Annotated in this window: 19 protein-coding genes, 1 tRNA gene and 2 pseudogenes; 5 read left to right on the top strand and 17 right to left on the bottom strand. The window is 69.7% G+C overall.

The features are described 5' to 3' along the window. Positions 1-251: 251 nt before the first annotated feature. The 6 genes from thrB to G3I77_RS17550 all read right to left on the bottom strand — a co-directional run bounded on the left by thrB (position 252) and on the right by G3I77_RS17550 (position 7,125). Complete coding sequence (thrB, locus tag G3I77_RS17575; protein WP_248504810.1) at positions 252-1,181, bottom strand: homoserine kinase; 930 nt, start codon at positions 1,179-1,181, stop codon at positions 252-254. A gap of 341 nt (positions 1,182-1,522) precedes the next feature. Next, on the bottom strand, positions 1,523-2,581 hold the full coding sequence (gene thrC / locus G3I77_RS17570; RefSeq protein WP_102908196.1) for a threonine synthase: 1,059 nt from the start codon (positions 2,579-2,581) through the stop codon (positions 1,523-1,525). A gap of 6 nt (positions 2,582-2,587) precedes the next feature. Then, positions 2,588-3,877, bottom strand: a complete 1,290-nt coding sequence (locus G3I77_RS17565) for a homoserine dehydrogenase (protein WP_248504977.1) — start codon at positions 3,875-3,877, stop codon at positions 2,588-2,590. A 175-nt stretch (positions 3,878-4,052) separates the two neighbouring features. Continuing rightward, a complete protein-coding gene (gene lysA, locus G3I77_RS17560; protein WP_248504808.1) occupies positions 4,053-5,444 on the bottom strand; it encodes a diaminopimelate decarboxylase in 1,392 nt (463 codons plus the stop codon). Positions 5,445-5,460: 16 nt separating this feature from the next. Continuing rightward, a complete protein-coding gene (gene nrtL / locus G3I77_RS17555) occupies positions 5,461-6,507 on the bottom strand; it encodes an ArgS-related anticodon-binding protein NrtL (RefSeq protein ID WP_248504806.1) in 1,047 nt (348 codons plus the stop codon). A 105-nt stretch (positions 6,508-6,612) separates the two neighbouring features. Next, complete coding sequence (locus tag G3I77_RS17550; RefSeq protein ID WP_248504804.1) at positions 6,613-7,125, bottom strand: PleD family two-component system response regulator; 513 nt, start codon at positions 7,123-7,125, stop codon at positions 6,613-6,615. A 121-nt stretch (positions 7,126-7,246) separates the two neighbouring features. On the opposite strand from G3I77_RS17550, the gene G3I77_RS17545 reads away from it, so the two are divergent. Further along, a tRNA-Arg gene (locus tag G3I77_RS17545) sits at positions 7,247-7,318 on the top strand. An 809-nt stretch (positions 7,319-8,127) separates the two neighbouring features. Here the strand turns inward: G3I77_RS17545 and G3I77_RS17535 are convergent. Then, positions 8,128-8,442, bottom strand: a complete 315-nt coding sequence (locus tag G3I77_RS17535) for a DUF6234 family protein (RefSeq protein WP_248504802.1) — start codon at positions 8,440-8,442, stop codon at positions 8,128-8,130. Between the two features lie 493 nt (positions 8,443-8,935). Between G3I77_RS17535 and G3I77_RS17530 the strand changes: the two genes are divergently transcribed. From G3I77_RS17530 to G3I77_RS40895, 3 genes and pseudogenes are all read left to right on the top strand, one after another. Beyond that, positions 8,936-9,577 (top strand): hypothetical protein, encoded by a 642-nt coding sequence (locus G3I77_RS17530; RefSeq protein WP_248504800.1) that lies wholly within the window; start codon positions 8,936-8,938, stop codon positions 9,575-9,577. Positions 9,578-9,729: 152 nt separating this feature from the next. Next, a complete protein-coding gene (locus G3I77_RS17525; RefSeq protein ID WP_248504798.1) occupies positions 9,730-10,062 on the top strand; it encodes a hypothetical protein in 333 nt (110 codons plus the stop codon). Positions 10,063-10,477: 415 nt separating this feature from the next. Next, a pseudogene (locus tag G3I77_RS40895) lies at positions 10,478-10,697 on the top strand (DUF4265 domain-containing protein); the annotation flags it as partial. 167 nt (positions 10,698-10,864) lie between these two features. Here G3I77_RS40895 and G3I77_RS17515 read toward each other — a convergent pair. From G3I77_RS17515 to G3I77_RS17470, 10 genes and pseudogenes are all read right to left on the bottom strand, one after another. Next, a pseudogene (locus G3I77_RS17515) lies at positions 10,865-11,002 on the bottom strand (DUF5958 family protein); the annotation flags it as partial. Positions 11,003-11,193: 191 nt separating this feature from the next. Beyond that, entirely contained in the window at positions 11,194-12,123 is a 930-nt protein-coding gene (locus tag G3I77_RS17510) for an aminoglycoside phosphotransferase family protein (protein WP_248504792.1), read from the bottom strand. A gap of 666 nt (positions 12,124-12,789) precedes the next feature. Further along, positions 12,790-13,209, bottom strand: coding sequence for a hypothetical protein (locus G3I77_RS17505; RefSeq protein WP_248504790.1), 420 nt, complete (start codon positions 13,207-13,209; stop codon positions 12,790-12,792). 275 nt (positions 13,210-13,484) lie between these two features. Then, positions 13,485-14,234, bottom strand: coding sequence for a ribonuclease BN (locus G3I77_RS17500; RefSeq protein WP_248504788.1), 750 nt, complete (start codon positions 14,232-14,234; stop codon positions 13,485-13,487). Positions 14,235-14,311: 77 nt separating this feature from the next. Next, positions 14,312-14,509: a hypothetical protein gene (locus tag G3I77_RS17495; RefSeq protein WP_248504975.1), complete on the bottom strand. Its 198-nt coding sequence runs from the start codon at positions 14,507-14,509 to the stop codon at positions 14,312-14,314. 126 nt (positions 14,510-14,635) lie between these two features. Next, positions 14,636-15,178, bottom strand: coding sequence for a hypothetical protein (locus tag G3I77_RS17490; RefSeq protein ID WP_374385483.1), 543 nt, complete (start codon positions 15,176-15,178; stop codon positions 14,636-14,638). A 6-nt stretch (positions 15,179-15,184) separates the two neighbouring features. After that, complete coding sequence (locus G3I77_RS17485; RefSeq protein WP_248504786.1) at positions 15,185-15,376, bottom strand: hypothetical protein; 192 nt, start codon at positions 15,374-15,376, stop codon at positions 15,185-15,187. Further along, positions 15,373-18,036, bottom strand: a complete 2,664-nt coding sequence (locus G3I77_RS17480; RefSeq protein WP_248504971.1) for a LuxR C-terminal-related transcriptional regulator — start codon at positions 18,034-18,036, stop codon at positions 15,373-15,375. Before G3I77_RS17480 ends, G3I77_RS17485 begins: the two co-directional genes overlap by 4 nt. A gap of 135 nt (positions 18,037-18,171) precedes the next feature. Further along, entirely contained in the window at positions 18,172-18,615 is a 444-nt protein-coding gene (locus tag G3I77_RS17475; RefSeq protein WP_248504784.1) for a hypothetical protein, read from the bottom strand. Continuing rightward, positions 18,612-19,073 carry an SHOCT domain-containing protein gene (locus G3I77_RS17470; protein WP_248504782.1) on the bottom strand — a complete coding sequence of 154 codons (462 nt, stop codon included), beginning with the start codon at positions 19,071-19,073 and terminating at the stop codon, positions 18,612-18,614. The genes G3I77_RS17475 and G3I77_RS17470 overlap by 4 nt, the downstream gene beginning before the upstream one ends. A 215-nt stretch (positions 19,074-19,288) precedes the next feature. Between G3I77_RS17470 and G3I77_RS17465 the strand changes: the two genes are divergently transcribed. Continuing rightward, positions 19,289-19,759 carry an Asp23/Gls24 family envelope stress response protein gene (locus G3I77_RS17465; protein WP_248504781.1) on the top strand — a complete coding sequence of 157 codons (471 nt, stop codon included), beginning with the start codon at positions 19,289-19,291 and terminating at the stop codon, positions 19,757-19,759. The last annotated feature ends 209 nt before the right edge of the window (positions 19,760-19,968 follow it).

Here is a 19,968-nt window from a genome sequence, read left to right as displayed (position 1 = left end):
CACCCAGTGTCAGTGTCACGCGGCGTGGTCGCACCGGTTCCGGAGCGTGCCCTGCGCCCCGCTCAGTGTCCTTGTACGGCGTACGGTCCGACGTACGGAACACAGTGCGGCTTGGGGGGCTCCCGGAAGAATGTCTGTCCCGGACGGGGACACGAGGCACCTCGCCATGGTGGGGTCGGGTGCAGACTTGAGGTTAACACTACCGGATCCAACAAACATTCCCCCTCTCGAAATCCGGCAACCGCGCGCTTTTAGATGTCACCGGAGGAAGCGAGCGGCAGAACACTCGCCCCCTGCTGATCGAGGGGCAGCCGGTTCGCCGCCCAGTCCGCGCCCGCCAGGGCCTCGACCTTGTCGGCGGTCTCCGTGTCGGCCAGTGCCATGACCGTCGGTCCGGCCCCGGAGATGACCGCGGGGATGCCGTCGCCCCGCAGCCGCTCCACCAGTGCCGCGCTCTCGGGCATGGCCGGCGCGCGGTACTCCTGGTGCAGGCGGTCCTCGGTGGCGGGCAGCAGCAGTTCGGGGCGGCGCGTCATGGCTTCGACGAGCAGGGCGGCCCGGCCGGCGTTGGTGGCCGCGTCGACGTGCGGAACAGAGCGCGGGAGCAGGCCGCGCGCCGTCTCGGTGAGTACCGGCTTTCCGGGGACGAAAACCACCGGAACGATGGAATCGGCGGGGTCCATCCTGATCGCGCGGGCGGCGCCGCCCTCCATCCAGGAGAGCGTGAAGCCGCCGAGCAGGCACGCCGCGACGTTGTCGGGGTGGCCCTCGATCTCGGTGGCGAGTTCGAGCAGCGCGGTGTCGTCGAGCTTGGCGTCGGCCCCTATGGTCACGGCGCGGGCGGCGACGATCCCGGCGCAGATGGCGGCCGAGGAGGAGCCGAGGCCCCGGCCGTGCGGAATGCGGTTGGCGCAGACGATTTCCAGACCGCGCGGCTGTCCGCCCAGCAGGTCGAAGGCGGTGCGCAGGGAACGTACGAGAAGGTGCTGCTCGTCGCGCGGGAGCGTCTCGCTTCCCTCACCCGCGATGTCGATGTGCAGCCCGGAGTCGGCCACCCGGACGACCACGTCGTCGTACAAGCCCAGCGCGAGGCCGAGGGCGTCGAAGCCCGGGCCGAGGTTGGCGCTGGTGGCGGGGACGCGCACCCGGACGGCGGCGGCGCGGAACGCTGGACCGGCCATCGCTCGATGACTCTCCTTGAGCTGCGTGATTGTCGAATGACGTTCAGTGGACATTCGATGGCGTACGAGAACCCTGGGGGCGGCTGCCGACCGCGAGGGCCGGCCGCTGCCCCGGCCGCGGAGACGGCGCGGCACCGTGCTCCATGCGGAGGCATATGCGGCGGGCGGGTTCAGTACAGCCTATCGAAGGAAGGTTCTGTGGCGACATAGGGCGCACAGGAGGCGCACGATGCGTGTCGTAAGCCCCCTGTGCACCCCCCGTAGGGAAACTCCCCGGGCAAGCGCCGTCTTACGCCGGACCGTGTCCGGCGTTGCACCGGCGCTCGCGGCATCGCCGCACGTCAGGCCAAGCCGAGGCGCTCCGCGGCGGCCGCCGCGTCGACGGGTACGGTGACCGGCTGCGGGGCACCGGCGACGGCCCAGTCGGGGTCCTTCAGCCCGTTGCCGGTGACGGTGCACACGATCCGCTGCCCCGGGTCGACCTTGCCCTGCTCGGCGGCCTTCAGCAGACCGGCGACGGACGCGGCGGACGCCGGCTCGACGAAGACGCCCTCCTGCGACGCCAACAGCCGGTAGGCGCGCAGGATCTCACGGTCCGTCACCTCGTCGATGAAACCGCCCGACTCGTCCCGCGCGGCGAGCGCGTACTGCCAGGAGGCCGGGTTGCCGATGCGGATGGCCGTGGCGATGGTCGAGGGGTCCTTGACGACCTCGCCGCGCACGATCGGGGCACTGCCGGAGGCCTGGAAGCCCCACATCCGCGGGGTCCGGGTCGCCACACCGTCGGCGGCGTACTCCGTGTAGCCCTTCCAATAGGCCGTGATGTTGCCCGCGTTGCCGACCGGCAGGACGTGGATGTCGGGCGCGTCGCCGAGCATGTCCACGATCTCGAACGCGGCCGTCTTCTGACCCTCGATACGTACCGGGTTGACCGAATTGACCAGCGCCACGGGGTAGTTGTCGCTCAGGCCGCGCGCGAGGGTGAGGCAGTCGTCGAAGTTGCCGTCGACCTGGAGGATCTTCGCGCCGTGCACGAGGGCCTGGCCCATCTTGCCGAGCGCGATCTTGCCCGTCGGCACGAGCACGGCACAGACCATCCCGGCCCGCACGGCGTACGCGGCGGCGGAGGCCGACGTGTTGCCCGTGGAGGCGCAGATGACGGCCTGCGCGCCCTCCTCCTTGGCCCGGGTGATGGCCATGGTCATGCCGCGGTCCTTGAAGGACCCGGTGGGGTTCGCGCCTTCCACCTTGAGGTGGACCTCGCAGCCCGTGCGCTCGGAGAGCACCTGCGCGGGCACGAGGGGCGTGCCGCCCTCACGGAGCGTCACGACCGGCGTGCTGTCGGATACCGGCAGCCGGTCCCGGTACTCCTCGATGATTCCGCGCCACTGGTGGGTCATTGCTGGTTACTCTCCTTCAACCCGCATGATGCTGGCGACACCACGCACGGTGTCGAGCTTGCGCAACGCCTCGACGGTCCCGGTGAGGGCGGCGTCGGACGCACGGTGCGTGACGACGACGAGGGAGGCCTCGCCGTCCTTCCCCGACTGGCGAACCGTATCGATCGAGACTCCGTGCTCGGCGAAGACGGTCGCGACCTGGGCGAGAACACCCGGTTTGTCGGCCACGTCGAGGCTGATGTGGTAGCGCGTGACGACGTCGCCCATCGGGGACACCGGCAGCGCGGCGTAGGCGGACTCGCCCGGTCCGGTCGAGCCGCTGAGCCGGTTGCGGCAGACGGCGACGAGGTCGCCGAGCACGGCGGAGGCCGTCGGGGAACCGCCCGCGCCGGGGCCGTAGAACATGAGCTGCCCCGCGGCGTCGGACTCGACGAACACGGCGTTGTAGGCGCCGCGGACGGAGGCCAGCGGGTGGCTCAGCGGGATCATGGCCGGGTGCACGCGCGCGGTGACGGACGCCCCGTCGGTGGCTCGCTCACAGATGGCGAGCAGCTTGATGGTGCAGCCCATCTCCCTCGCGGAGGCGAAGTCGGCCGCGGTCACCTCGGTCATGCCCTCGCGGTAGACGTCGTCGAGGCGCACGCGCGTGTGGAAGGCGATGCCGGCGAGGATCGCGGCCTTGGCGGCGGCGTCGAAGCCCTCGACGTCGGCGGTCGGGTCGGCCTCCGCGTAGCCCAGGGCGGTGGCCTCGTCGAGGGCCTCCTGGTAGCCGGCGCCGGTGGAGTCCATCTTGTCGAGGATGAAGTTCGTCGTGCCGTTGACGATGCCCATCACCCGGTTGATCTTGTCGCCGGCGAGGGACTCGCGCAGCGGCCGGATCAGCGGGATGGCACCGGCGACGGCGGCCTCGTAGTAGAGGTCCTTGTCATGCTGGTCGGCGACGGCGTGCAGGGCCGCCCCGTCCTGGGCGAGCAGCGCCTTGTTGGCGGAGACGACGGAGGCGCCGTGCTCGAAGGCGGTGGTGATGAGGCCGCGCGCGGGTTCGATGCCGCCGATGACCTCGACCACGACGTCGATGTCGCCGCGTTTGACGAGGGCGGTGGCGTCGGTGGTGATGAGCGCGGGGTCGATGCCCTCGCGTACGCGGTCGGGCCGGCGGACGGCGACACCCGCCAGCTCCACCGGAGCCCCGATCCTGGCCGTGAGGTCGTCGGCGTGCGTCGTCATGATGCGCGCCACCTCTGAGCCGACCACTCCACAGCCCAGCAGCGCCACCTTCAGCGGACGCGTACGCATCATCCGACCTCGTTTCCTCATTACCGTCTACGGTGGAACCAGTCTCACTCACCGGACGGGAGTTTCTGCCCCCGGTCCGGATCGTGAGACGTCTATTTCATTTTCGCTGGGGCGGAAGACAGGAGATCTTCCGCCGCCCGCCGATTTCCGCTTTCTCGCCTTTTTGCTCTCTCGCTCAGCCGACGTCGAGACGCAGCAGGTCCTCCTCGGTCTCGCGGCGGACGATCACCCGTGCCTCACCGCCGTCGACGGCGACGACCGGCGGGCGGAGCACGTGGTTGTAGTTGCTGGCCATGGACCGGCAGTACGCGCCGGTGGCCGGTACGGCGATGAGGTCACCCGGTGCCAGGTCGGCCGGCAGGAACGCGTCCTTGACCACGATGTCCCCGCTCTCGCAGTGCTTGCCGACGACGCGGGCGAGCATCGGCTCGGCGTCGGAGGTGCGGGAGACCAGCGCGACGCTGTACTCGGCGTCGTACAGCGCGGTGCGGATGTTGTCCGACATGCCGCCGTCGACGGAGACGTAGGTCCGCAGCCCGTCGAGGGGCTTGATGGTGCCGACCTCGTAGAGCGTGAAGGCGGTCGGGCCGACGATGGCGCGCCCCGGCTCGACGGAGATGCGCGGCGTGCGCAGCTTGGCCGCCTCGCACTCCCTGGTGACGATCTCGGTGAGCGACTTGGCGATCTCGTGCGGCTCGCGGGGGTCGTCGTCGCTGGTGTACGCGATACCGAGGCCGCCGCCGAGGTCGATCTCGGGCAGCTCGACGCCGTGCTCGTCGCGGACGGCCTTCAGGAGCGAGACGACCCGGTGGGCCGCGACCTCGAACCCGGACATGTCGAAGATCTGCGACCCGATGTGGCTGTGGATGCCGACGAGCTCGAGCCCGTCGAGCTTCAGGGCCCGGCGTACGGCCTCGGCGGCCTGTCCGCCGGCCAGCGGGATGCCGAACTTCTGGTCCTCGTGGGCCGTGGCGATGAACTCGTGGGTGTGGGCCTCGACGCCGACGGTGATGCGGATGAGGACCTTCTGCCGCTTTCCGAGGCTCTGCGCGATGTGGGCGACGCGGACGATCTCCTGGAAGGAGTCGAGGACGATGTGCCCGACTCCGGCCTCGACGGCCCTGGTGATCTCGTCGACGGACTTGTTGTTGCCGTGGAAGGCGATGCGGTCGGCGGGCATGCCGGCCGAGAGGGCGGTGGTCAGCTCGCCGCCGGAGCAGACGTCGACGTTCAGCCCCTCCTCGTCGAGCCAGCGCACGACGGCGCGGGAGAGGAAGGCCTTGCCGGCGTAGAAGACGTCGGCGTCGGTCCCGAAGGCGGTGCGCCAGGCACGCGCGCGGGCCCGGAAATCGGCCTCGTCCAGGACGTAGGCGGGGGTGCCGAACTCCTCGGCGAGCCGGGTGACGGGGATGCCGCCGACGGTCACGACTCCGTCGCCGTCCCGCGTCACGGTCTGGGCCCACACCTTGGGGTCCAGCGCGTTGAGGTCGGCGGGCGGGGCGGAGTAGTGACCCTCGGGGAGGACATCGGCGTGACGGGGCCCGGCGGGGTGTGCGGAACGGCTCATGATCTGTTCGTGTCTCTCAGAGATGGTCGGGAGCGTCGATACCGAGCAGGGACAGGCCGCCGGCCAGCACCGTCCCGGCGGCTTCGGCGAACGCGAGCCGGGCACGGTGGGCGGCCGAGGGTTTCTCCTCACCGAGGGGCAGCACGGCGGACAGCAGGGGCATCGCGGCATCGGCGACGGCGATGAGGTGCCGTGCCAGGCGGTCGGGGGCGTGCTGCGCGGCGGTGGCGGCGAGGACGCGGGGGTGGTCGCCCAGTACGGCCGTCAACGCTTCCGCTTCGCTCACGGGACCGGGCTCGGGGTGGAAGCCGAGGTCGGCGGCGTTGCGCAGGAGGGCCCGAGTGCGGGCGTGGGCGTACCGGACGCGGAAGAGGGGGTTGGTCTCCCGCTGGACGAGGTGATCGCCGGGGATCCGGGGCCGGTCGTGGGCGGCGGGGTGCAGCAGGGCCCAGCGGGCGGCGTCCCTGCCGAGGGGCAGGGGGTCGGCGGGGGCGGGGACGGGGCGCACGGTGAGGGACCGGTCGGCGATGAGACGTGGCCCGCGGGTGGTGACGTCGGCCCCGAGGACGGACTCCCACTCCGGGTCGGGCCGGCCGTCGCACTCGACACGGACGAAGTCCCCCTGGCTGCGCAGCACACGGGTCACGGCGTCCGCGACCACGACGGCACGCACCTCCGCCGGGCACCGGAGCCGGACGGCGGTCCCGCTGAACCCGGTGGCCGCGTGCCCGTACCGCCGCCCGCGCCGCAGGATCTCCTCGACGAGGCCGGCGGAGGCGGCGCTTTGCAGGCTGAGGTTGAGGAAGCCGGGCCCGGTGACGACGACGTCGGTGAACCGTCGCTCGTCGAGGAGCCGCGCCCGCAGGATCTCGGCCACGTCACGCGGCGGCCGTCCTGCCGCGCGGGCCAGTTGGAGGGCGATGTTCGTGGCGTAGTCGCCACACCCCCCGGGCCCCGGCGGAGTGACCACGGCCCGCTCCGGCACGGTCACGCTGAGCTCACCCTCGTCGACAGCACGACGCACGGCGTACAGCACGGTGCGGGAGAGCTCGACGGGGGTCACGGGACAAGCGTATGGGAGGAAGGGGGTGGGTATGCGAGCCGGTTTCCGCACGGTCCGGGATGTGGACGCACCCCCCTGTTCAGGGGCTGCGCACGGGCCACGCGCCTACGGTACGGCGGGTTGATCCACTTCCTTCGCCTGGGCGCCCCCGCCGCCGGCGTCGGGACCACCGCCGCGCGGCCGGCCCCCACCCCGGGCCCGCTCGACCAACTGCCGCACCATACACACCAGTTCAGCGGGCTCGAAGGGCTTGGCGAGGAAGGCGTCGACACCCACTTCGAGTCCGGCCTCGACCTCGTGATGACCGCAGGCGCTGACGATGGCGAGGGGCATGTCCCGGGTCCGCGGATCGGCCCGCAGGCGAGCGGCGGTCCGCAGCCCGTCCAGCCTGGGCATGACGACGTCGAGGGTCACCACATCGGGCCGAACCTGATGAACGACATCAAGACACTCGGCACCATCGGCCGCGGTCACGACCTCCAGCCCCTCCAGCTCGAGGTTGACCCTGATCAACTGCCGGATGACCTTGTTGTCGTCCACAACAAGCACCCGACCCGACGCCCCTGGCACAACTCGAGAGTAGGTCGACCCCGGCCATCGCGTCCGGGTTTTCCCCACTTCCACCCCGCTCGAGCGACCCGCATCCCCGCCCCCGGCAGCGGAAACCCGTTCATGACCACCCCGAGGGAGCTGGTAGTGTTCTACCCGTCGCCGCGAGCAACAGCTCCTCGACCGACACGCCCCCGTAGCTCAGGGGATAGAGCAACGGCCTCCGGAGCCGTGTGCGCAGGTTCGAATCCTGCCGGGGGCACTTCGCAGGAAGTGCCTAAAGACCCCGCCATCAGCGCGTTTGCTGAGTGCGGGGTCTTGTTGTGTGTGCAGGCGAATGCCGCCGGGAGCAGCTGTTTGCCAGTGATCACGTTGTAATAGCATGTTGATCTTGGCGGGCTTCACGGCAGGTCACAGGCCGTTTCGCAGGCCTTGAGAGTAGCCCTGTGGACCTCCCGTGGACAGGCCGAAGCCCCGGACCTCTCACGGTCCGGGGCTTCGGTCTGTCGGTCATGGTCGGCTGTCAGTCCGTAGGTTCGTCCCCCTCCCCCAGCCCTTGCATGATGCGGTCGTTCATCTCCTGCTCCTGGCCGTCGATGCACTTGGCGTAGATCTTCAGCAGCTACGTCATCAAGCCCCGGCTGCGCTCCGCTCCGCCGGGCGCGCTCCCGGCTCCGCTCCGGGCGCCGCTCCTGCCTTCGGCCCGCTCCGCCCGGGCTGCGCCGACGCGCGCCCACGCGTGGATAGGGCCGGTGGCCATGAGTCGATCACCGCACAGAGCAGCGTGCGGGCAAGGCAAGGCCTCCGGCGGGGGATCGGCCGGCACCGGGATGGAGGGGGCGCCGTTCCCGACTGCGGGCCCGAAGTGGCGTGCGCAGGGAGCTCCCATCCCGTACGCCGTCGACCCAGGCAGAGCCGAGCAGACGCGGTCCCTGGCGTCCAGGTCGTTCGTACAGTGGCGCGCTCCACCTGGACGCCAGGGACCACGCCCGCTCCACGGTGTGTGGGTCGACGGCGGACGGGATGGGAGCTGGGGTGAGTGGTGGGAACCTCTGGCTTGGCAGGGGCGGGCTATCCACCGACAGCAGAAGAGAACAGTGCCGCCGCACCCCCAAGGACAACCAGCTGCACGATGCCAGCAATACGCCAGCCCTTGGCCAGGAGGCCACCGCCTGTGACTACTGCGCCGCCTACCAGTAGCCACGATGCCTGCAATGCCACCCCCGACGCACTCGACGGACTGGTGCTGTCACTGTCGTAGCTTTCGGCCCATCCCGTCATCCCGTAGACGTACACAGCGCAGGCGATGACCATGAAGTCGATGACGAGTAGCACCACGCTGACCGCGATCTGCTGGCCGGTTGATGGTTCATCTGCCTGTCCCATGCCCACTGCCGTCCCGTCTTCAGGCCGATCTGCTAAGTACATGGAGTCAGCTTGGTGTTAGAGCGGGCACTGCACATGAGCACAGGTACTCAGATGCGCCGTCTCCACGAAGCACCGGGGCGAATCTGTCAAGGCTGTCGCTCTGCACTGACATCAGCGGCTGACACCAACAAGCGCGAACAGCGGGGACCTGAGCCGGACAGCAGCGCACGAGCAGGCAAGGCACGGAGCGCCTTGACTGACGTCGCCGACACCGCATGATCGACCTGATAAGGATGAGGCCACAGGTTCAAATCCTGTTAACCCCACCGGTTCGAAGACCCTCGGCCCATCGAAGTCGGGGCTCTTCGGCGTTCACGGCTTCTCGCTCAGTTATTCCTCAAGTCTTCGTTGATGCGCTTGTGACGCTTGCTTCACATGTGGTGCGATGATGATCGCAGCCGGGAAGCGACCAACCCGGCTGGAGGCAACACACAAAACAGGGGGCGCACTTATGCGCAGCAAGATACGGGTTCTCGCCGCTACCACCGTAGTTGCGGTGCTTAGTATGTCGACTATCGCGCACGCTGATAGCGGGGAGGATGAGATAACTCCCACTGACGGCGGCGGGATTGTCCTGAACGATGGGCGTGTCATCGGTTTCGGTGACGAGGTCACGTTCACCTTCGAAGGGGAGCGCGAGAAGGCGAGTGATGGCAGAAGCGCGAGCGCGTGCCCTGAGGTGAACGACAAGCCGAAGTACAAAGTCAAGGGATCGCCGTACTTCATAGCCAGCAAGCCGCCGAAGTCGACCTGGCTGCTGCCCGGCCAGAGCGTGTCCTGGGCCTTGACCGAAAGCTATGAATTCACCTGGGACATCGGCGTCAGTGCGGAAGCCGAGGCGGGGGTCATCCTGTCGAAGGCCAAGACCTCTGTCGATACCAAGATCAGCAACAAGTGGACATGGTCCGGTACGCAGACCGTCACCGACAAGAACACCACAACGAAGGGGTACCGGGCAGTGCTCGGCCAACAGGGATGGAAGCTCACGGCCACCAAGACGTGGATTGCTCCGCCTTGCAAGGTTAAGAAGAAGACCATCGTCATCAAGGCTCCCAGGAAGGGCGACATTTCGATCGGGCGGAAGAACTCGTGATGATCAGTGGCAGGCGCGTACGATATCTCTCCATTTGCCTGGGTATCTCCATGCCGCTCGCTGTGGGGGCTTGCAGCTCCAGCGAGCCGTCTCCTCCGAAGGCCTCAACTTCGAAGACCTCCGCTTCGGACGGGGCAGAAGCGGCGAAGTCAGTGCTGGAGAAGGGCATTATCGAAATGGAGTCGCTGAGTGACGGGTCTGGCGTGCTGGAGCGGAACTTCGGGAACACGCTGGCGTCCGTGCCCGACGATGTATTGAGCGTGGCATTCGCGTTCACTTGTACGGGTGGCGAAAAGGTGAAACTGACGCTCACCACTGCGGGCAAAGACGCTCCATCGGCCACCCTTGTATGCGACGGGTCCATTTTTCAACGGAGCATCAACACAGCCGAGTCGGGCCCTGTCGCATTTTCGGCTGTTACCGCTGACGGCACGAGCGGTGGCTATGCCTACGCCTACTACGTCGAGAAGAAGAATCATTCGTAGGATTCCGGCGAGAGCGTATGCGCCCCCGACACTTCCCAAGTGGTGGTCGGGGGCTCACCCAGGGCGGTTGCAAAGTCTTGGCGGGGTCGAATGGTTGCAGGTGACGGTGGTGTGACGACCGCCGGTGGGCCCGTCCCGTACATATCGAAGGTCCGGTTGGAGTGGGCGAGAGATCAAGTCGCCTTGCCGAACCGGAGCTTCAATGTGCCAGCGTCTGCCTGATCAAGTCGCCCTCGCGTCAGCACCGCGCACTGCCCGAGCTGGCCACGTTGGCTGACCCCGCGCCACCGGCGCGGGAGGCGTCACACGTTCGTGAGCGTGTTGCTCATCGCCTGCTCGGCCGTGCTCAGCGGCGCAAGGTGGTCGGCCGACAGCGTCTGGATCAACGACGGCGGGCACTCCTACCGAACCCGGCGGCTCTGCAACTGTGCGGCAGAGCGTGATCAACGCGTTTCAAGGACTCGGAGTTCTGCGGCGAGGGCATAGAGCGGTTCGGCATGGTTGCCTTGGACGTCCCGCCCACCGCTGATCTCGCCAAGGTGCAGAAGCTGCTCAGCCATGGCGTGGCCACGGAGTGGTGGGACATGGAAGAGGGGTGCATCACCGCGCAGTGGCGGGTTACCTCCGCTGGCTGAGGCCGTTCATGTGATCCACGGCTGGGCCGTCCCTGGGCCGTCCGAGGCCGCTCGGCAGTGGCCAATGACGACCAACGACGACTACCAGGCGCACGATCCCACCGCACCTGACCAGTAAAGACCCAGCTCCCCAAGATCCCCGACAACACCCAGGGAAAGAAGACATCTCAGGTTGCGTCGCGTGGCGGATCCGGCAGGTTGTGCCACGCGTGACCACATCCGCCGACACAGTGCAGCGCCCGCCTGCGGGAGTCGGCGATGCTGAAGAGGGCGACGAGCAAGCGGAAGGACTTGGTTAGTTCGTAGGCCGGAAGAGCTTCCGCTCAAGTCGGCCCGATGCATCAGCTATCTCGCCGAGTTCCGCCGTAATCTCAGCGCGGCCGACCGAAGCAGCGCGGTGCATGAACTCGCAGAGCAGGCCCGCGAGCACAGGTTGTGGATCGCTTCGGAGCAGTACAGCTGACCATGCGCTGACGCGAACTTGACCAGGGCACCCTCAGAAGGGTTTCCACTCCTCGCGCCCCTCGCCCGTCCGCAGGGACCGCACCCGCCGGGCGAACTCGGCGGCAGAATGTTCACTCGTTCCGACCTGGTGACCGGCCCATGCCACCATCATGAGTTCTCGGAGGTCGGCCAAGGTCTCGTAGCCTGGCCAGTTCATGAGGTCGAAGCCGTACCGGTGGACGAACTCCGCGTACTCCGTCTTCGAGTGCCACCCGTAACGGTCGTGGTAGATCGCCGTCAGGATCAGGTCCCACTCGCGTGGAGCAAGCGCGAAGCCGTCCAGGTCGATGAGTACCGCTTGCCCGTCCCGGTGCCGGAGGATGTTCCCGATGTTGGCATCTCCGTGGATCATGCCGAAGGGAAGGACGAAGTCCAGCCGGTCATAGTCCTTGGAGAGCCTGGCCGCTCGCTCCTCCAGGAAGGCCCTGTCTTCCTCGGCCACGCCGTTCAGCCCGTCTAGTGACGCCGTCAGCTTGGCCATCGGATCGAAGTACGGCAGGCCGAGTGGCTCAGGTTCTTCCAGCCAGTGCAAGCGGCGCAGCAGGTCAGCCAGCTCGCCGAGCGTCGCGTACTCCTCGTTCTCCTGGACGCTCTCCCAGAAGGTGACCACCAGGCCGCCGACGACCATCGGCTGACTCACCAAGGCTGGCACTCGGGCGGCTGGGAAGTTCTCTGTCTCCAGCCACCGGGCCACGTTCACGGCCCGTTCCATCTCCGCCAGCACCGCCGGATCGCGGGCGATGCGGACGATGACCGGTAACGAAGCCAGGCGGTAGACCGCGTTCGACCCCAGCCGCAGCAACTCGGCGCCGCGGGAGTCGAGTCCGGCCGTCTCGCACGTCTCATGGAGGATGGCCGCCAGGCCCTCCGCCGTGAACTCCGTGCCGCCGCCGACCGGTCCCCCATCGCTGCCCGAGATCATGCTTCGACGATACGGCCCGGAGTCGCCGGCCGACAGGTGGCCCACGTAATAGGGACGTGATGATCTTGCTCGGCGCCTGCCTACTCAGAGCCTCCGGCGCAGGTCAGGGCCCCGGTGGAGTCCTGCTCTCACCTGGGCTCCGGAGCCGTGTGCGCAGGTTCGAATCCTGCCGGGGGCACTTCCGGAATCACTCCCGACCTGCGGTACAGGTCGGGAGTTTTTGCGTGCGCTCGTGCGCACGGGCAGTTCGTCCGTCGGCTAGCACGGACAACAACCGCTCCCAGCACGCCCGGCGCCGCTGTGCGCCCAGGTCCACCACACCCCGGCTGCGGCGAGGGCCGGCCCGGCGACGCCGACCGGCACCCAGAGCGCGCTGCGCGGATGACCGGCGACGGTGAGGGGCACGAGCGCGCTCGCCAGGAAGGCGAGCAGTGCAAGGCGCGCCGATCCCATCCGGCGCGGTGCCCGTCGGCGTCCGTCGGTGAACCCGTGCCGACCGGCTCCCGGTCGGGCCGCGTCCTCCCATCAGCGCTGTCCCTCCGGCGCCGGTACGGATCCTCGCGGCCGTGCCGGTCCGGGGGTACGTCGCACCCGCGGCCGTGCCGGTTCGGGGGTGCGACGTACCCCGGGGCGCCCTGATCGGAGATCGTGCCGTGGGTGCTCGGACTACTCGAACGACTCGTCCTTCCTCGCCACGCACAGGGCCCAGATGATGAACCCCGAGGCGGCGATCATCACGATCGACCAGACCGGGTAGTACGGCAGGGAGAGGAAGTTGGCGATGATGATGAGTCCGGCGATGCCCACGCCGATGACGCGTGCCCATGTCGATGCCTGGAACAGCCCCAGGCTGACGATCACGCCGACCACGCCGAGGGCGAGGTGGATCCAGCCCCAGCTGGTGAGGTCGAACGCGAAGGTGTAGTTGCTCGTCGTGACGAAGATGTCGTCCTCGGCGATCGCCGCGATGCCTCTCATGATGTCGAGGATTCCGACGATCATGAGCATGACGGCCGCGAAGACCGTCAGGCCCGTGGCCCACTCCTGCCTGGCTGTGTGCGTGCGTCCGGGGTGTGTGGCGGCCATCCTGGCTCCTCGTTTTCGATGGTGTCCGGTGAGGCTCGTCCGGCCCTCCCGGGAAGGGCAGGGCGCAGACGGACAGCGCAGACCGCATGCGTTCTCAGCGTGCCCACGGCACCGCCCCGGCTGCCTCACCCGAGGCGGGTGAGGCGGGCGTCCGTATGACCGTCACGGGTCCGCGTGCGCGCGGTGGCGGCCGGCTACAGCCGTCCGGTACCAGGTGGAGGACGCGACCACCTCGCCGAGCGCGAGGCCCGAGACGGCCACCAGGAAGACGGCGATCAGCCAGGACAGGAAGGTGAAGACGGGGCCGAGGGGCCCGAACTCCTCCAGGCTGCGCTGCGTGACCTGGGCGTGAGCAGGCGGGCGGCCCAGCTCAGGACGACCGTGCCCGCTCCGGCCAGCACCGCCCCCGGCAGCAGACTGCGCCAGCCGACCCTGCCGCCCAGGAGCAGGTGCTGGGACCACCACCACAGCAGCGTCGCCGACAGCAAGGACAGCACGATCCCGGTCACGGGGCCGAGGCCGAAGCCCTTGCGCAGCGGTGCCTGGACGAGCAGGACGGCCAGCCAGACGAGCAGCCAGAGCAGCCAGCGCCAGACCGCCGCCCCCAGCGGGGCGCGGGGCAGGTGCCAGCACCGCTCGCAGACCGCCTGCAGCGCCCGGCTGAAGGCCGTGGCCGAGACGAGTGTGACGATCACGCCCACGGCACCGACGGCTTCCCGTGTCGGTCCGGTGGCGGCGAAGGACCGGCGTACTTCCTCCAGCGTGTCGCCGCGGATCCCGAGAACCGCGCCGAGGGAGTCGGCGAGCAGGTCCTGTACTCCGCTCGACGCGAACGCCGCCACCGTCATCAGCAGCGGGAGCGCGGTGAGGAAGGCCTGGGCGGCCAGCCGCACGGCGCTTTCGACGATGTTGACCGCCCACAACCGGTGCAGCAGCCGGGCCGCCGGCCCCGAGCGCAGACTCGCCGCGAGCCTCGCCGCCCTCGCCCGGCGGGAGCGCTGAGCGGGGACGGGCTTCCTGGCCATGGCTCACGCAACCGGTCGGCCCGGTGTCACGGGACCGGTCGTCGCGGTTCGCCGGCGCCCGTCTCCCGCCGGACGAGTCACTCCGGCACCTGACGCATCTCCACGACCCGCAGCCCGAGCGCCTGGCAGCGGGCCAGCAGCCCGTAGAGGTGTGCCTCGTCGACGACCGGCCCGAACAGGACGGTCTGACCGGACATCATCACGTGGTCCAGCTCCGGGAATGCCTTGGACATCGTCTCCGACATGTGTCCGTCGACGCGGATCTCGTAGTGCATGAGCTGCTCTCCCCCGGCTGCCTGGGGCAGGCGCACGGCGCCTTCCCTGCGATCCTCCGCCGCCGGGCACCGCCCGCCCTCACCCCGTACAGGTGATACGCCGCACCGCGGCACGGACGGCCCGCGTCAGTGGGTCAAGACGATCTTGAACAGGACGATCAGCAGACCGAGGAGCAGGTTGACCGACGCGGAGGCGGCCATCAGGCGCCGGGAGGCGCCGGCGCGCTGTGCGGCGGCCACCGACCATCCCACCTGCCCGGCCACGGCGACGGACAGGGCGAGCCAGAGGGACCCCTCCACGTCGAGCCCCAGCAGCGGACTGACGGCGACGGCTGCGGCCGGCGGGACGGCGGCCTTGACGATCGGCCACTCGTCCCGGCACACGTGCAGTACGGTGCCGCGGTCCAGGGTCCGCTGTGCCATGCGCGCGCCGAACAACTGGGCGTGCACATGCGCGATCCAGAACACGACGCCCGTCAGCAACAGCAGCAGCACCAGCTCCGCGCGGGGGAACGAGCCCAGATCACCGGCGCCGATGATCACCGATGCGGCGAGCATCGAGCCGTAGACGCCGCCGGTGTAGTCCATGTGGGCCCGGCGTTCGGCCCTGCGTGCCCGGACCGTGTCCCGGTCGGTCCGGTGCGTCGCGGCTTCCTCCCGTCGGCCCATGACCCCTCACTGCCCGGCGTTGTCGAGTTGCTCGTCGGGGGAGAGAGCGGCCGGGATGGGTGCGAGGTGGGTGAATGCCTGTGGGAAGTCGCCGAGTTGCTCGCCGGAGGTGATCGCCGCGGTCGGGGCGAGGGCGTCGGCCGGTCCTCTCGCCGCGTCCGTCGCCCAGCCCCGTGGTCTCGCGTGGAAGGGGTTCACAGCAGCCGCAGTTCCCGTGCGCGGCGCACGGCGTCGTTGCGCCGGTTCACCGCGAGCTTGCGGTAGATGCTCTTGAGGTGGGTTTTCACGGTGTTCACGGACACGTAGAGGTCGGCGGCGATCTCCTCCGTGGACATCATCTCGCCCAGTCGCCGCAGGACGTCGCACTCGCGTGCGCTCAGTTCCTCGACGACGAGCGCCGGTTCCCTGGTCGCCGTGGGCGCCCGGGGAACGGGGCTGTCCGCGAGCCGGCCCCCGGCCAGGGCGCGCAGCGGGTCCGTGCCGATCAGAGGGCGGATCCAGGGGCCGGTCTCCAGGAACGGCCGGCGCAACCGGTCGCGCCGGGCGTCCAGGAGCGCCTCGGCGACGAGACGGCGGGCGGTCTCGCGGTCCCCTGCCCGGTGGGCGGCCTCGGCTCGGACCAGGGTGGCCCGGACGGTCACCGCCGGGCCGGTCCGGTCATCGCCCGGCAGGCTGTCGAGCATGTCCAGCGCCTCGTCGCGGTGCCCTGCCGCCAGTCGCGCCCGTGCCGCCTGGACCGCGCAGGCCGGCCGGTGGTGTGCCGCGTGTTCCAGGACCCTCTCGGCCGTCTCCGGGCGGCCCTGGGTCAGGTGGGCGGCGGAGGCGACCAGCGCGGCGTGGTCCTCCGCCCAGGGTGAGGTCACGGCCGCGGGGACGGAGGAGTTCGCTGTCTCCAGCGCGCCTCGGGTGTCTCCCCTGGCCAGTTGCAGGCGTCCTTCGGCGAGGGCCCTGCTTGCCTGCATCACCGGGTCTTCGAGGACGGCGGGAGAGGCGGTCACGTCCTCCAGCAGGGCCCGCGCCTCGCGGAGTTCGTCGCGTTCGACCAGCACGGCGGCCAGGACGAGCCGGCCGATGCCGGAGCCCGACCGCCGGGGCAGGCCGTACCGTTCCGCCTCGCTCGCCGCCTCCCGGACCCTGTGCTCCGCCCGGCCCGGCCAGCCCTGCAAGTAGTCGATCAGCGCCAGGTGGCCGAGGCACTCCAGGCGGGGCAGCGCCATCGGGGCTCCGCCGCGGTGCCCGGCGACCGTCGAGAGGACCACGCGTGCGTCCTCGAAACGGCCGGCCCACAGACGGGCGCAGCCGAGGTGGGTGAGCAGGAGGCCGGTGAGCTCGGGATGCTCGTCCAGGAGGTGGGCCGGCACCTCCTGCCGGAGGGACTGTGCCGTCTCGGCGGCCTTCTCCGCCCGGCCCGGAGAACCCGTCAGCCGTGCCGCCAGAGCCTCGAGCAGGGCGCAGCTGAGCCGGGCGGCGGCCGGGTCGGGCCCGCTTCCGGCAAGGATCTCCTCGGCATGGTGCAAGTGGTGCAGGCCGTGTTCGAGGTCGTGGTGAGCCAGCTCGCGAGCCGCGCGGACGAGGTCGGCGGCCGGTCCCGTGGTCTCGGGGCTCATCCGCGCGAACAGGCTGCACAGGTCCTCGCTGCGCAGGCCGGTGAACAGCTGGCCGATCGCCAGGTCGTCGACGACCGCGCCGGCGGTGAACTCCCAGTCGTCCGCGGCGGCCCCCTGGGCGAGCGCCTCGGGCAGGGCTCCGGAACGCCTCAGCCACAGCGCGGCCCGGCGGTGCAGTTCGGGCTCCAGCCCGGGGGCACGCTCGCGCAGATGGGCGCGGAGGATCTCCGCGAACAGGGGATGCAGCCGGTACCACGAGCGGCCGAGATACTGGACGAAGGCGTTCTCACGGTGCAACGCGGCCAGGACAGGTTCGGCATCGGTCCGCAGCGTCAGGGCGTTGACCAGATCGGGGCAGAACCGCTCCAGGACACTGATGCGCAGCAGCAGGTCCTGGGTGTCGGGCGTCTGCAGGTCGAGCACCTCGGCCAGCAGGAAGTCGGCCACGGCACTGCGGCTGGCTTCGAACTGCTTGACGTACGTCTCGGGATCCGCGCTCTGCCGGGCCGCCAGGGCACACAGTCTCAGGCCCGCGGCCCACCCCTGGGTGCGCGCGACCAGGGCGCGCACGGCGCCCGCGGGCAGACGCAGACCGTGGAGTGCCAGGAGTTGGGCGGCCTCCTCCCGCGTGAAGGAGAGCTCCGCGTCGCGGATCTCCGTCATCTCGCCCGAGGCCCGGTACCGGTGCATCGGCAGCAGGGGATCGGTGCGGGTGATGAGCACCAGGCGCAGTCCTTGTCCCGCGTGGTGCAGGACGAAGTGCAGTTGCCCGGCGATCTCGGGGTCGGTCACGCGGTCGTAGTCGTCGAGTACGAGGACCACGGGGCGGTCGCGGCCGTCGAGCTCGGCGGCCACGCGGGCCAGCATCCCGCGGTCCACGTGGCTCGCCTTCGCCGGAGAGCCGACCTCCTCCGGCACCGGTACGCCGGCTACGCGCAGCGCCTGGAGCGCATGGGCCCAGAAGAGCCCGGGAGCCCAGTCGTCCGCGTCGACGGCGAGCCAGGCGACCGGGGTCTCCAGGTCCGTGGCCCAGTCGGCGACCAGGAGGGTCTTGCCCGCGCCCGACGAGCCGTTGACCATCGTCAGGCTCGTCAGCAACGCTCGGTCGAGGTGCTTGACCAGCCGCTCGCGACGCAGGAACGTGGCGGGACGGGTGGGCAGTGCGAAACGGGCTCTCAGAAGCGGGGCACCGGAGGGATCGACCACTCCCGGCGGGCGCGGGTCCTGATCACGATCTTCGGTCACGGCCACGATGCTCACGACCTCTGTCCGTCCAGGCTACGGGCAGGACTCTCCCTGTCAGCATCCCAGCCTCGGCTCACCCGCGCGCGACGACCGCCGGCACGTGAGCACGCCCGATGGCACGCCCGCGCCCCGGCCGCCTTGTCACCTGTCCCGCGGACTCTCGAACGGGACGAAGGCGTCGTCCTTTCTCATCACGCACAGGGCCCAGATGATGAACCCGGAGATGGTGATCATCACGACCGACCAGACCGGGTAGTACGGCAGGGAGAGGAAGTTGGCGATGATGACGAGGCCGGCGATGCCCACGCCGACGACGCGGGCCCATGTCGACGCCATGAACAGCCCGAAGCTGACGACGACGGCGAGCACGCCCAGGACGAGGTGGATCCAGCCCCAGGCGGTGAGGTCGAACGCGAAGACGTAGTTCCGCGTCGAGACGAAGATGCCGTCGTCGGCGATCTCCGCGATGCCGCGCATGATGTCGAGAATGCCGCCGATCATGAGCATGATGGCCGCGAAGACGGTCACGCCGGTGGCCCATTCCCGCATGGACGTACGGGCGCCTCCCGGGTGCGTGGTGGTCATGCCGGTCGCCTGGTTCCCAGGTCGTCCGGTGAGGGGTGACCGCCGGCCAGGACCAGTTCCTTCGCCCTGCGGAACTCCTCGTCCGTGATGTCGCCACGGGCGCGGATCTCGGACAGCCTGGCGAGGTCGTCGACGCTGCCGGACCGCCTGTCGCCGCCCTTCGCGGTGTCCCGGATATAGCTGTCGAACGCCTCCTGCTGGGCGCGCGCCTGCGCCACTTCGCGGCTGCCCATGTTCTTGCCGCGGGCGATCACGTAGATGAACACGCCGAGGAACGGCAGGACGCAGACGAACACCAGCCAGCCGGCCTTGGCCCAGCCGCTCAGGGAGTCGTCGCGGAAGATGTCGACGACGATCCGGAAGAGCAGGACGAACCACATGATCCACAGAAAGATCCAGAGCACGGTCCAGAAAGCGCTCAACAGCGGAAAGTCGTAGGCGAGGTACTGCGCGCTCATGTCTGTCCTCCATCCGGGCGCGGTCGGCGCGGGGCGGCCCCGGCCGATGTCGCGTGCCGTTCTCAGCGTGCCCACGGCAAGACGGGGAGGGCCTCACCCGGGAAGGGTGAAGCGCGCTTGGGGTGAATCGCCACTTTCGCCCCATACGCACCGTTGTTCTACCGTGGAGGGGAACGACGCTGCTCACCCCCTCACCGATCATCGAGGTGACGGTCATGACGGAGACCACTCAGCGCACGAACACAGCGGGCAGGCAGGACGGGGCGACATCGCAGGGCGGCAGGGGTGCTCCCGGCACCCGCGGCAGCACCGCCATCGCGGACACGGTCGTCGCGAAGATCGCGGGCATGGCGGCCCGGGAGATTCCCGAGGTGTACAACCTCGGCGGAGGAGTGACCAGGGCCTTCGGGGCCGTGCGTCAGCGGGTGCCGGGCGGGGGCAGCGGGGTCACCCAGGGGGTGAAGGTCGAGGTCGGCGAGCGCCAGGCCGCCGTTGATCTCGATGTGGTCGTCGAGTACGGCGCCGCCATCGCCGACACCGCGGCGGACATCCGGACCAACGTCATCAACGCGGTGGAGCGGATGACCGGCCTGGAGGTCGTGGAGGTCAACATCTCCGTCGACGACGTCCACCTGCCGGACGAGGAGGAAGAGGAATCCGGGCCGGAGGAGAGGCGGGTGGCCTGACCTGAGGACCCGCAGCGGCAGACCTCCGGGACGACCACCTCGGGACCGCCCCGGGACCGCACGGCACGCGGGCGTGCTCGCCGTGGCCGCCGTGCGGTGTGGTCAGGATCGGCACGGCGGTCCCCAGCGGTCGCCGCAGGCGCGAGAGCGATCGAGGACCCGGTTCGTGGCGCGCCGCAGGCCGTGGCATGCCAGGGCCTGCGGCTGAA

The sequence above is a fragment of the Streptomyces sp. D2-8 genome (genome assembly GCF_023184515.1).
GTDB lineage: Bacteria > Actinomycetota > Actinomycetes > Streptomycetales > Streptomycetaceae > Streptomyces.
This window is presented reverse-complemented; position numbering and strand designations above follow the sequence as displayed.

Coding starts and splice junctions, on each gene's coding strand:
- G3I77_RS17500 (WP_248504788.1), bottom strand. CDS start 14,234: ATGGCCAGGAAGCCCGTCCCCGCTCAGCGCTCCCGCCGGGCGAGGGCG.
- G3I77_RS17470 (WP_248504782.1), bottom strand. CDS start 19,073: ATGAGCGCGCAGTACCTCGCCTACGACTTTCCGCTGTTGAGCGCTTTC.
- G3I77_RS17475 (WP_248504784.1), bottom strand. CDS start 18,615: ATGACCACCACGCACCCGGGAGGCGCCCGTACGTCCATGCGGGAATGG.
- G3I77_RS17490 (WP_374385483.1), bottom strand. CDS start 15,178: ATGGGCCGACGGGAGGAAGCCGCGACGCACCGGACCGACCGGGACACG.
- lysA (WP_248504808.1), bottom strand. CDS start 5,444: ATGAGCCGTTCCGCACACCCCGCCGGGCCCCGTCACGCCGATGTCCTC.
- thrB (WP_248504810.1), bottom strand. CDS start 1,181: ATGGCCGGTCCAGCGTTCCGCGCCGCCGCCGTCCGGGTGCGCGTCCCC.
- G3I77_RS17510 (WP_248504792.1), bottom strand. CDS start 12,123: ATGATCTCGGGCAGCGATGGGGGACCGGTCGGCGGCGGCACGGAGTTC.
- G3I77_RS17495 (WP_248504975.1), bottom strand. CDS start 14,509: ATGCACTACGAGATCCGCGTCGACGGACACATGTCGGAGACGATGTCC.
- G3I77_RS17530 (WP_248504800.1), top strand. CDS start 8,936: ATGCGCAGCAAGATACGGGTTCTCGCCGCTACCACCGTAGTTGCGGTG.
- thrC (WP_102908196.1), bottom strand. CDS start 2,581: ATGACCCACCAGTGGCGCGGAATCATCGAGGAGTACCGGGACCGGCTG.
- G3I77_RS17465 (WP_248504781.1), top strand. CDS start 19,289: ATGACGGAGACCACTCAGCGCACGAACACAGCGGGCAGGCAGGACGGG.
- G3I77_RS17565 (WP_248504977.1), bottom strand. CDS start 3,877: ATGCGTACGCGTCCGCTGAAGGTGGCGCTGCTGGGCTGTGGAGTGGTC.
- G3I77_RS17505 (WP_248504790.1), bottom strand. CDS start 13,209: ATGGCCGCCACACACCCCGGACGCACGCACACAGCCAGGCAGGAGTGG.
- G3I77_RS17535 (WP_248504802.1), bottom strand. CDS start 8,442: ATGGGACAGGCAGATGAACCATCAACCGGCCAGCAGATCGCGGTCAGC.